The sequence below is a fragment of the Streptomyces sp. NPDC006544 genome (assembly GCF_040611715.1).
Lineage (GTDB): Bacteria > Actinomycetota > Actinomycetes > Streptomycetales > Streptomycetaceae > Streptomyces.
Map to the genome: position 1 here is coordinate 1 of NZ_JBEXOV010000124.1, position 11,972 is coordinate 11,972.

Annotated in this window: 6 protein-coding genes and 1 pseudogene; 1 reads left to right on the forward strand and 6 read right to left on the reverse strand. The window is 76.5% G+C overall.

All coding sequences use genetic code 11. The features are described from left to right. The 6 genes and pseudogenes from ABZY44_RS33805 to ABZY44_RS33830 form a co-directional block, all read right to left on the reverse strand. Positions 1-801: pseudogene (locus tag ABZY44_RS33805) on the reverse strand (hypothetical protein); the annotation flags it as partial. Further along, a complete protein-coding gene (locus ABZY44_RS33810) occupies positions 798-2,012 on the reverse strand; it encodes a glycosyltransferase (protein WP_356660662.1) in 1,215 nt (404 codons plus the stop codon). The gene ABZY44_RS33810 and the pseudogene ABZY44_RS33805, both read right to left, overlap by 4 nt. A gap of 2 nt (positions 2,013-2,014) precedes the next feature. Next, entirely contained in the window at positions 2,015-2,854 is an 840-nt protein-coding gene (locus tag ABZY44_RS33815) for an alpha/beta fold hydrolase (RefSeq protein WP_356660648.1), read from the reverse strand. Between the two features lie 7 nt (positions 2,855-2,861). Further along, positions 2,862-3,188 (reverse strand): acyl carrier protein, encoded by a 327-nt coding sequence (locus ABZY44_RS33820; protein WP_356660650.1) that lies wholly within the window; start codon positions 3,186-3,188, stop codon positions 2,862-2,864. Beyond that, a complete protein-coding gene (locus tag ABZY44_RS33825) occupies positions 3,178-7,869 on the reverse strand; it encodes a beta-ketoacyl synthase N-terminal-like domain-containing protein (protein WP_356660652.1) in 4,692 nt (1,563 codons plus the stop codon). Before ABZY44_RS33825 ends, ABZY44_RS33820 begins: the two co-directional genes overlap by 11 nt. Then, positions 7,853-11,737: an SDR family NAD(P)-dependent oxidoreductase gene (locus tag ABZY44_RS33830; RefSeq protein WP_356660654.1), complete on the reverse strand. Its 3,885-nt coding sequence runs from the start codon at positions 11,735-11,737 to the stop codon at positions 7,853-7,855. The genes ABZY44_RS33825 and ABZY44_RS33830 overlap by 17 nt, the downstream gene beginning before the upstream one ends. Positions 11,738-11,764: 27 nt before the next feature. Here ABZY44_RS33830 and ABZY44_RS33835 point away from each other — a divergent pair. Next, the coding region (locus ABZY44_RS33835) for a hypothetical protein (RefSeq protein ID WP_356660656.1) at positions 11,765-11,972 on the forward strand (208 nt) is incomplete at its 3' end.

An 11,972-nucleotide genomic window follows, 5' to 3' on the forward strand; every position in this document is an offset into this window, starting at 1 on the left:
AACCGGCCGCGCGGCCGTGGCAAGGCGCAGGTCGGCCGGGCGCAGCGGTGCGTCGGGCCGGCCCAGGGCGAGGTAGGGCTGGATCCAGTACAGACCCGCGGCGGCGGCCCCCCAACGGCCCTGGCGCACGGCGACACCCGCCAGCAGCGCCAGCCCGGCGAGCTGCGCGGCGGCCACCGCTCCGGGCGGCAGGCCCTGGGCCCGGAGCTCGGCGGCCCGCGCGGGGCCGGTCGCGGCGGGAGCCGGTCCGCAGCTCAGGGTCGGAGCGACGGCCAGCCCCGTGGCGTCGGACGCGTACTCCTTCACACGGCGCAGCAGTGCCTGGAGTTCCGCCGGAGTGGAGTGCGCCTCGGCCGGGTCCAGCCCGGCCCGCGCGAGCACCTGCTCGGAGACGAGGACGGCGAAACCCGCCCCGCGCCCCTCGCAGAGCCGGTCCCGCCGGTAGCCGGCCGGGTCGACCAGCCGCAGCAGGCCCAGCACCCGCTCCGTGGCCAGATCGGCGGGCAGCAGGTCCAGTACCCGCAGGCCCTCCCGGTCGGCGTACGCGCAGGCGGCGAGGAAGGTGGCCGCGTCGGGCTCGACCCCGCGCGAGGTGAACAGCCGCCATTCGGCGGCGCGCGGCACCCAGTCCGCCGCAGGCGCGGTCATGGGCAGCACCGGGATCGCCCGCAGCCGGCGGGCGGCGCGCACGGTGCCCGCACCGAGCGCGACCAGGACCGCCGCGGAAGCCCACCGGACGGCGGGAAACGGACGCGGGGGGAGGGCGAGGAGAGGAAGGGGAGCGAGCGGGGAACGCGTCATATGAGTTTCTCCAACCGGTCGGCCGCGGCGGCAGCGCCGCCCGCCGCGGCGAATGAGGCCTGGATCCGCCGGGCACCCCGACGGGGGCCGGGGTCGTCCAGCACGGCCGTCAGCGCGTCGCGCAGTTCTTCGGCCCGGGGCCTGCCGAACCGCACCCTCACCCCGGCCCCGGCCAGGGCGACCTGCCGGGCGACGATCGGCTGGTCGTCGCGGATCGGCGCCACCACCAGAGGCAGCCCGTGCGCGAGGGCCTCGCACACGGTGTTGTGGCCGCCGTGGCAGACCACCGCGTCCAGGTGCGGCAGCAACTCCAGCTGCGGCACCCTCTCCCGCAGCAGCACGTTCGGGGGGACCGCCCCGACCAGGCCGCCAGGGGCCACCAGGACCAACTGGACGTCGCAGGCGAGCCGTTCGGCGGCTCCGAGGACCGCGTCGAAGAACCGGCCGCCCGCCTCCTGGTTGAGGGTCCCCAGCGATACGAGCACCCTTCGCCGCTCCGGATCCAGCCGCCCCCAGGGGAACGGGGGCGCGGGCGGCCGGGAACCGAAGGCCGGGCCGACGAAGGCGTAGTGCGGCGGGAACTCCTCGTTCGCCCCCACCAGTTCGCGGCTGGAGAACACCAGGACGAGCCGGTCAGAGAACAGCGGATCCCACGCGCCGACGCCGTCCGGGCCGACGCCGTCCGGGCCGACGCCGTCCGGGCCCGCGCCGTCCGGGCCCGCGCCGCATTCCGCGAGCAGCCCGCCGATCTGGGCGGCCACCCATTCCCCGACCTTCGGGAAGTCCGTGAAGGGACGGGTGAGTTCGGCCGATGTGCTGGCGGAGGTCGCCCACGGGACACCGAGCCGGCGCGCGACCACGGGGCCCGCCAACGCCTGCTGATCGGCGACCAGCACGTCCGGCTCGAAGGCGTGGACGGCCCGCGTCACGCCCGGCACCATCGCCCTGGCCAGCGGCACCAGCGCCTCCTCCCAGAGGAACCGCAGCGCCCCGACCCCCCGCAGATCGCGCCAGCGGGCGTGCAGCGCCGCGTACCCGTCGCCGGATTCCTCCTCCCCGGCGGGCAGGATCCGGGCGTGCCCGGGCAGCAGCCCCGACAGCGCTCCGGCCGGACCCGTCCAGGCGACCTCGTGGCCCCGGGCGGCCAGTTCGCAGCCGACGGCCACGGTCGGATTGACGTGGCCCGCCAGCGGCGGCACGGTGAAGAGCACCCTCACGTGACCAGAGCTCCCGCCCGCGGACGCGCCGCCGCCGTGGCCGGGGCCGCCGCGTCCAGATGGGCCAGTACGGCCGCCCGCAGGGCTCCGCTGCTCTCCTTCAGTACGTCGTGTCCCAGGCCCGGCAGGATCTCGATCGCCGTGACCCGCGGGGCGTGTAGGGCCAGTTCCCGTGCCCCCGGCACCAGTTCGGAGTGCTCGCCGCAGACGATCAGTACCGGACAGCTCAGCCCGGCGTAGTCGGCCGGGGTGAAGGTGCGGCTCGCCGCGATGTCGTCGATGAGCGTGGTGCGGTTGAGCAGGTCGTCGGCGATGGCTGTGAGGTTGGCCGCCTTGCGCAGGCGCAGGGTGAGCAGCTCGGCGGGTACCGCACTGTCCTCGAGGCTGAGCGCGGCCGCCGACAGGGTGTCCAGCATGTTCTCCACCCAGGCTCCGCCGAGCGGCGGTTCGAGCAGGGTGAGCCCGACGACGCGACCGGGCCGGGCGAGGGCCGCGTGCAGGGCCAGGGTGCCGCCGTAGCTGTTGCCGACGAGGTGCACCGGACGCTGCCCGAGGCCGAGCGCCCCGAGCAGCGCGAACAGGTCCTCCACGGCGCTGCGGCTGTCGTAGCCGGTCGCCGGCCGGTCGCTGCGGCCGTGGCCGCGCAGGTCGTACAGGACGACCTCGTGCCCGGCCCGCGCCACCGGCACGGCCAGGGGACAGTAGAAGGAGGACAGGTTGTCGACGACGAGTCCGTGGAGGAACACGACCACGGGGCGGTCGGCAGCGGCCGCCTGCGCGGTGGCCGGGAGCCGCTGGACGTGGAAGCGGACGCGATCCGCGGGGACGAGGGCCATGTCGGGATCACCCGGCCGACGCGGGAGAGCCGGTGGGCAGCGACGGTACGTGGGCGAGGGAGGCGTGCGTGACCCGGCCTATGTGCGTGACGAGTTCGCCGACGGACATCGCGAGGATGGCGTCCATGTCCTTCTCGGCGATGAAGCCCATCAGGTCGACCTGGGTGCCGTAGCGGTGGTGGAGCTGCTCGGCGAGAGCGACGAACTCGATGCTCTCCAGGGCGAGATCCTCGTTGAAGGTCGTCTTCATCGTGACCTCGTCCGCGAGGAGGAACTCGTCACCGACGATCTCCACGAGCATGCCGGTGATCTCGGCGAGGATGTCAGCTGCCATGACTGGTCTCCATGAGGTGGGAGGGGACGGGGGACGGATCCGCGGGGTGGGCGGTCCAGGCGACCACGTGGTCGACCGGTGCGTCCGTGAGCAGGGTGGTGCGGATGGGGGAGGGGTGCCCGTCCGGGGAGAGCACCCGCAGTCGGCCGGTGCCCGGTTCGCCGGACACCCGCCAGTCGCGCGGCCGGCCGCCGAGGCCGGTTCCCGCGGCCTTGGCCGCCGACTCCTTGGCGCACCACAGCGCCGTGAGCGCGGCCGGCAGGCCGGCGCCCTCGTGGGCCGCCAGCCGTTCGGCGAGGACGAGTTCGCCCGGCGCCAGGGCGATGCGGATCAGCGCGTCCGGATCGGTGGTCACCGGTTCCACGTCGATGCCGACCGGGTGGGCGCGGTGGGCGAGGGCGACCGCGATCCGGTCCTTGTGGGCGATCGTCAGCCGGACACCGCCGGCCAGCGGTCCCTCGGCCAGGGGCCGGCCAGCCGGGTCGTTGCCGACGGGAACCTCCGCCGGGAAGACCGGACCGGCTCCGCCGTCCCACAGCAGCTGCCGCAGGGCGTCCTTGGCGGCGATGCGGCCCAGCAGCCACGGCGACCGGGCGCGCGGCGCCAGTCGCTCGTACACCGCGCGCTCGGCGGCGCCGAGGTAGCGGCGCATGACCAGCTCCTGGGAAGCGGGATCGGTCCAGCGGCGCCGGGCCAGGCACCAGCCGGCGGGCTGGGTTTCTCCGATGCCGCAGACCTCCGGGGAGAACTTCATCGGCCAGACCCGCTCGTCGGCGCCGAAGCGGCGGTACGTCCAGCCGTCGATCCGGGCCCACACCGTCCCGTCGCCCCGGCACAGCTCGATGTCCCCCCGCACGGTCACCTCGCGTACCTCGCGGATCCGGGCCGTGGCGGCCACGAGCTCGTGCGGGGCGGGCGGCGGCCCGGAGAACCGGATGCGGTCCACGGTGGCGGGGAACACCAGCCGGTCCACCGGGAGCCGCAGCTGCATCCAGTGCCCGAACAGCTGCCCGGCCGCGTCGAGGAGCGCCCCCGGGTCGGGCAGCGCCCGCAGGACCCCGAGGATGCCGTCCGAGCCGACGGCCCGCACCGCGTGCACCCCGGCGAAGCGGGGGCCGTGGAACATCCACCGGTCGCGGTAGAGCGCCTCGGCGCTGACGGGGGCGGGGCGCGGATCGCTCAGCGGGGCGGGGTCGGGGGCGGGGAGCGCCGCGTACCGCTCGCCGAGGAGCACGACCACGTCGGCGTACTCGCCGAGGCCGACGCGCACGCGGCCGGGCCCCTCGCTCCGTACGGTGACGGCGAGGTCGAGGGCCGGTTCGACGGGCAGCCAGCGCAGGGCCCGTACGCGGTCGTAGCCGAGGACGGCGAGGCCGGGCGGGGCGTACCGCAGGGCGGCCTCGGCCGCCAGCTCCAGCATCGTCGTCATGGGCACGACGGGGAACCGGTCGGAATCCTCAGGCCAGTCCTCGGGCTGCAGGTACACGCAGTGGTCCCGTACGTAGGGCAGCGTGCCCAGCGAGAGGCGCACGGTGTGGCGCGCGGTGGCGGTCGTGGGCGGGTTCGCGGCCGGCCCGGCCTGCGCGACGGCAGGGGCGGTCGCGGGGGCGTCGTCGAGGACCGCGTCCAGGGCGGACAGCAGGACCGGCCGGGGCGCCGGGGCCGTCGGCCCGGCCGTGGCCCCCGGAGCCGTGGTCGGGGTCGGGGCCGGGGGCAGGAGGCCGCCCAGGGCGGTGCGCGCCGCCGCCTCGCCGAGACGGACCAGCGGCGAACCGAGGTCCAGCCGCACGCTCCGCCCTCCCGCCGCGGGTACGGACCGTGCGGTGGCCCTGGCGGGTGCGGACGCGGATGCGGATGCGGGTACCGGTGCGGGCGCCGTGGCCGGTGCCGCGGCCGCCCGCCGCGCGCCAGCGGGCCGATCGGGCGACAGGCGGTTCCACCGCGGGGAGTGGCCCTCGGTCCACAGCGCGGCGCAGGTGCGCCGCAGGGCGGCCACGCCCGGGAGGCGGGGGGAGGAGGCCGGCACCGAGAGGTGGGGGCGGTCGCGGAGGGTGTCCTCGACGAAGCCCGGCAGGCTCCCGGGACCCAGGGTGACGAAGCTGCGGACGCCCGCGTCCTCGTAGAGGCCGAGGGTCAGCTCCCGGAAGCGGACCGGCTCCAGGAGGTGGCGGACCACGAGCGAGCGCACGTCGTCGGGCGCGGTGGGAAACGGAGAGCACGTGGTCGCCGACCAGACGGGGAGGGCGCCGGGCCGCAGCGGCAGCCGGCCGAAGGCGGCCCGGACCTGACCGAGGTAGGGCTCCCACATCGGCGTGTGGAAGCCGGACCGGAAGGGCAGTTCCTGGCCGAGCACCCCCTCGCTCCGCAACCGGTGCAGGACGGACGCCACTTGGGCGGGTTCACCGCATATCACCGACTGGTGGGGGCAGTTGTCGTGGCTGACCACCACCTGACCCGTTCCCCGGAGGGCCGCCTCCGCCCTACGGGCCCCGCATCCCAGAGCCGCGTAGACCAGGTCCGGGACCTTCAGCGACCCGGGCCGGAGCGAGTCCAGGAACGCGTCGGCCGCGTCCCGCGGATACATCCCGGCGGCGATCATCGCCGCCCACTCGCCGAGGCTGTGGCCCGCCAGCACGTCGGCCTCCAGGCCCAGTTCCGACAGCGCCAGGGCGTAGAAGCGGCCCGTCGTGATGGCGTTCAGGGCGCGTTCCACCAGCCCGTCGCCCCGGCCCGTACGGGGTCGCTCCAGCCCGAGCCGGTCCGCGACCTCGTCCAGCTCCGGGGTGAAATCCGGCTCCAGGCCCGGGAACAGGAATGCCGTCCGGCCGCCCAGCGGCTCCGGTGCGAACCACACCTCCCCGCGCCCCCGCCACGCCCCGCCGCGCGCCACCACCTTCGCGGCCAGCGCGAGCCGCTGTGGCGTGGGCCCCAGCACGGCGAGCCGGCACGGCCCGTCGCCGCCGGACCCCGGGGAGCCGGTCGCGAGGCGCACCGACAGCTCCGCCGCGCCCTGCGCCCCCATCAGGAGCACGTCCTCCCGTCCGGTGGCCTCCGCCCGCCCGGCCGGGCGGCTCAGGGGCAGGAACCGCCGCCCGGCCGCGGCGCGGTGTACGGCGCCGGGGGCCTCCTCCAGCACCACGTGCGCGTTGATGCCGCCGAATCCGAACGCGTTGACACCGGCCCGGCGAGGCACCGCCGGCGTCCCGCGTTCCCAGGGCCTCGCCACCGTCACCGGACGCATCCGGGTCCGGGCCAGGTCCGGGTGCGGCTCCTCCAGGTGCAGCGTCGGCGGGAGCACCCCCTCGTGCACCGCGAGCGCCGCCTTGATCAGCCCGGCCATTCCGGAGGCCTGCATGGTGTGCCCCAGCATCGACTTCACCGAGCCGAAGCCGATGCCGTCCCCTAAGCCGATGCCCTCCCCGAGCCCGTACCCCTCCCCGGGCCCGTACCCCTCCCCGGGCCCGGCCCCCTCCGCGTCCTGACTCCCGGCCTGTCCGCCGACCGTGCGGCGGGCACCCTCGCCGGGCGGGCCGAACACTTCCGCCAGCGTGGCCAGTTCGGCCGCGTCGCCAACCGGGGTCCCGGTTCCGTGCGCCTCCAGCAGCCCCAGCGCGCCGGGCGCCCGCGGATCCAGCCCCGCTTCCCGCCAGGCCCGTTCCAGCGCCCGTACCTGGCCGGCGACGAGCGGGCTCATCAGGCTCGCCGCGCGGCCGTCACCGGCCACGCCCGTGCCGCGGATCACCGCATAGATCCGGTCGCCGTCCCGCTCCGCGTCCGCCAGCCGTTTCAGCAGCACCACTCCGGTGCCCTCCGACAGCAGGGTCCCGTCCGCCCGCCGGTCGAAGGGGCGGATGCGCTCGCTCGGGCTCAGGGCCCGCAATTGCGTGAACACGCTCCAGAGGGTGGCGATGTGGCAGTGGTGCACGGCCCCGGCAACCACCGCGTCGCAACGCCCCCCGGCCAGCAGACCCACCGCCTGGTCCACCGCCAGCAGCGAGGAGGCGCAGGCCGCGTCCAGGGTGTACGCCGGGCCGCGGAAGTCCAGCCGGTTCGCCGTGCGGGCGGCCGTGAAACTCGGCACGAGCCCGATCGACGCGTCGGGCCGCTCAGGACCCAGCGCGTCCTGGAAGGCCGAGCGCACCGCGGCGATCCGCCGCTCACCCAGCTCGGGCGCGAGCTCCCGTAGCGTCTGCGCCAACTGGTGCGCCGTCCGCACCCGTTGATCGAGCCGCGCGGTGGCCACGCCCATGAACCCGCCGCGCCCCAGCACCACCCCGATCCGGGAGCGATCGGCCGGCAGGCGGTCCTCGCCGCCCGCGTCGGCTATCGCCTCGGCCGTCGCGTGCAGAGCCAGCATCTGGTCCGGCTCGGCCCCCTCCACGGTGGCCGGCATGATCCCGAACCGGGTCGGGTCGAAGGCGGCGAGCCCGTCCACGAAGCCGCCGCGCCGGCAGTAGAACCGGTCGCCGGCCACGGGGCCGGTGGCACTGTCCGGGTCGTAGTACACCTCGGGATCCCAGCGGTTGGGAGGGACGTCGCCGATACAGTCCGTACCGGCGAGGAGGTTGCGGCGGTAGGAGGCCAGGTCCGCGGCGCCCGGGAACACCGCGCCCATCCCGACGATCGCCGCATCGGTCGGCCGTGGGCCGCGCCCGTGCCCGCGGTCAGCCGTGCTCGCCACGCTCCTCGCCTCCCCCGGCCATCAGGACCACCTGTACGTCGGTCCCGTGCGACAGTTCGGCGAGGAAGGCGGCGGCGCCGGCCTCCGGCTCGATCAGCGGAATGCCGCGCCGTGCGTACGCGCGAGCGAGCTCGGGGCTGACCATCCCGCCCGCCTCGGCGGCCCAGGGACCCCAGTCGACGGACAGCACCCGGCCCGGGAAGGACTCCGCCCACGTGTGGGCCAGGCAGTCGAGGGCGTCGTTGGCGGCGGCGTAGTCGCACTGGCCGCGGTTTCCGTACACTCCCGCCACGCTGCCGAACAGGGCGAGGAACCGGGGCGGGGGAACCGTGCCGTGCTCGGCGGCCGCGACGGCGAGATGGCGGGCGCCGGTCACCTTCGTGGTGAACACGGCGTCGAAGGCCGCCGGTTGCTTGTCGAGGAGCAGGCCGTCGCGCAGGGTCCCGGCTCCGTGCACGATGCCGTCGAGGCGCCCGTGCCGTTCCCGTACACGCGCCACGACCGCCCGCACCGCCGCCCCGTCCGTGACGTCCGCGCAGTGGTAGCGGACGGACGCGGCCACCTCCCCGAGGGCCGACAGGGTGGCCCGCACCTCGCGCCCGGCCAGGATCCGGGAGGCCGCGGCCTCGATCTCCGCGGGCGTGCGCAGACCGGTGGCGATGAGGGCGGCGCGCAGGGCGGCCCGGTCCGTGGCGTGTCCGAACTCCTCGAACTCCTCGGAGGAGGCGGGAGGTTCCGGGGTGCGCCCCATCAGCTCGACGTGGCATCCGGTGGCCCGCGCCAGGGCGAGAGCGGTCCGGGCGGTGATCCCGCGGGCTCCGCCCGTGAGCAGGACCACGGCGTCCGGGCCGAGGGGCGGCGGCCGGCCGTCGGCGGGGGCGAGCGCCGCGGGCACCGGGCGACGGGTGATCCGTACGCCCTGGGCGGTGTACCCGACGGAGGCGGGGCCGGTGTCCTCGGCGGAGGCGGGCCCTTCGGGGCCCGTGCAGGTCAGCTCGGTGACGAGCTGGGCCGCGATCCGCTCCGGATCCTCCTTGGGGTGGACGTCCACCGCGCGGACGAGCCTGCCGGGGAACTCGAGGGCGGCGCTGCGTGCGAAGCCGTGCAGTCCGGCGCCGGGAACCGTGCCGTTCGCGCTGACGAGCAGCAGGCGCTGCACACCGCCGGCCAGCGTCCGCCGCACGGCAGGAAAGGCCTCGGGCAGGGCCGGCGCGGTGCCCGGCCGCAGGGCGGAGAGGTCGAGGACCGCGTCGAACCCGGCTTCCGGAGCGTGGAGCGGCGTCACGTCCGCGCCGTGGGCCAGCAAGGCAGCGGTCAGGGCGGGTGCGACGGCCTGGCCGTCGCCGTCGGTGAGGCCGTCGCCGACGACTCCGATCCGCAGGCCCCGCAGGGTCGTCGGGTCACCCGGCGACGCCGGCAGGGGGACGCGGTCCACCCGCAGGCGGCTGACGGCGGCCGCGGCGGGCCCTGCGGCCGCGGAGGTCGCGGGAGCGGTCCCTTCGGCGGGGGGTGCGGCGGGGGTGGTGGCCGCCGGGGGAGCGCTGTGGGCGGTGACCCAGTCGACGATCCCGCGCAGGGTCTTGATGCGGGACAGCTCCTCGATCGCGGATTCGGGGGAGCCGTCCGGGTCGCGGGGAAGCCCGATCCGGTCGGCGAGGGCGCCGATGATCTCGACGCGCTTGATGGAGTCGACGGACAGGTCCGCCTCCAGGTCCAGCTCGGGATCGAGCATGTCCCGCGGGTATCCGGTCCGGGTGTGGACGATCTCCACGATCACGTCCATGACGTCCTCGGAGGACCGGACGGAGGCACCGGGCGGAGCCGATGCCGGGTCCGTGGGGACGTGGCCGGGGCGGGCACCACCGGAGGGGGCGCCGGCCGGGACCGCCTCGGCTCGGGGCGCGCGGGCCGGGGTTCCGCCGCCCGGGACCTCCTGGCCCGCGGGCCAGGAGGCCCCGGGCCACCCCGCGCCGGAGGCGGGAACCGGGGCGGTGGAGGTGTGGGCCGGCGCGGCGAGGACCCGGCCGTTGCCGTTGCCGTTGTTGTGGCCGTTGTTGTGGCCGTGGTCGTGGCCGGCGACGACCGGGGCCCAGTCGGGAAGGAGGGGGACCTGGTCCGTGAAGGCGGGGAGCCGTCCGGCGACCGGGGCGCCCGGTTCCGCGCCCGCCCAGGGCCCGGCGGCGGCACCGGCCGCCGATCCCAGGTAGCCGAGCAGGACGTCCCGTTGCGCCTGAACCAGTTCGCGGGAGCCGCGAAGGTATTCCAACATCACCGCGGCAGGCCCGTCCCCGGCCCCCGGTCGGAAGCCTCCGACGGCGGGGGCGGGGTCCTGGGCCCCGGCGGGGCCGCCGCCCGCGGCCTGGACGGGACGGCCGTTCGCCCGTTCGGAGCTCGGGCGGTCCACCGGCTCAGGGCCCGCGGTCGCGCCGGCGCTCGTGGTGTGGAACATCTGAGGGCCTCCTGTGCTTTCTGCCGTCGTGGGCCAGGGGTGCGCGACGGCGGCCCGGGAGCCGTCCACAGCGGGGACCTGGTGACCGCCCGGCCGTTCGGCGAGCGGTGTGGGAGCCGGACCCGTGGCCATCGGTGTGACCGCGGCGGGGTCCGCGAGCGCGGACGGGGAAGCCCAGTGGGCCGGATGAAGGTTTCCGGCGGCCGCCGCGCCGTTCCCGGCGGGGACCGGGAGCCCGTTCCTCCAGTCGGTGGCCGCATCCGGGCCTCCGGCTGCGGCGAGGCCTCCTGCCGAGGCCGGGCCCGAGGCCAGGCCTGCGGCCGGGCCGGCCATTCGGTCCGCCGTGCCCGTCCCCCCGGCCGCCGGGACGCGCACCCGCTCGGCCGGCCGCAGGCCGCCCGGGATGGGCCGGCCGTCCGCCGTGCGGATCAGGTGGCCGTCGACCAGCCAGCCCGGGCGGCGCGGAGCGCGGTCGGGGAGCCGGGAGGTCCGGCCGCGGAACAGCGCCTCCGGCGCCACGGGCACGCCCGCCGCCGTCAGTTCCGCGAGCGCCGTGACCAGCCGGACCAGGCCGTGCTCGCCCGGCACGTCCAGCGGGACCACCGTGTGCGGCCGGCCCTGGAGGATGCGGCCGACCAGGCCGGACAGGACCCGGCCCGGCCCCGCCTCCACGAAGGTGCGGACCCCGGCCGCGTACATGTTCTCCACCTGCTCGACGAACCGGACCGGCTCGGCGACCTGGCGGGCCACGAGGCGCCGTACGTCCTCGGCGGACGCCGGGTACGGGCCGGCCGTCGTGTTCGACCAGACCGGGACGGTGGCGTCGGCCAGCGCCGTCCGGGCCAGCTCCTCGGCGAGGTCCGTCGCGGCCCCCGCCACCACCTCGCTGTGGAACGCGCAGGCCACCGGGATCGGCTGCGCCGACAGGCCCGCCTCCCGCAGCCCGGCCACCGCCGCCGACACGGCGTCGGACGGCCCCGAAATCACGCACTGACGGGGGGCGTTGTGGTTCGCCACCACGCACCCGGAACGCTCCGCGATCTCCCGCACCGCCTCCGGCGCCGCCGCCACCGCCGCCATCGCCCCGGGATCCGTCCCGGCCGCCGCCACGATGGCCTCGGCCCGGCGCGCGCTCAGCCGCAGCAGGCTCCTCGCGTCCCACACGCCCGCCGCCCACAGGGCGGTGAGCTCGCCGTACGAGTGCCCGGCCACGCAGTCCGGCCGGACCCCCAGCGTCCCGAGCAGCAGGTGCGCCGCCGAACCCGCCAGCCCGAGGGCCGGCTGGGCCACCCGGGTGTCGGTGACCGCGGTGCGCTGTGCGGCCCGCCCTCGGGAGGTGAAGGCGGTGGGAGGGAACATCGCGGAGACCACCGCGCCGGGAGCCGCGTCCAGCAGCTCCCGCAGTGCGGGGAAGGCCATGAACAACTCACCGCACATGCCCGTGCGTTGGCTGCCCTGTCCGGGGAAAAGGAAAGCCACCTGACCGGGATCCGCCGACTCCTCCCGTACGTGCACCCCCGCGCCCGGAGCGAAGGCCCGGGCCCGCTCCAGCCGGTCCGCCAGCTCGTCCACGTCGCGGGCCACGACCGCGAGTCCATCGTCGGCAAGGGCGGCCTCGGCAACCTCATCGCACCCGCCGTGAACAGCTCCTTCA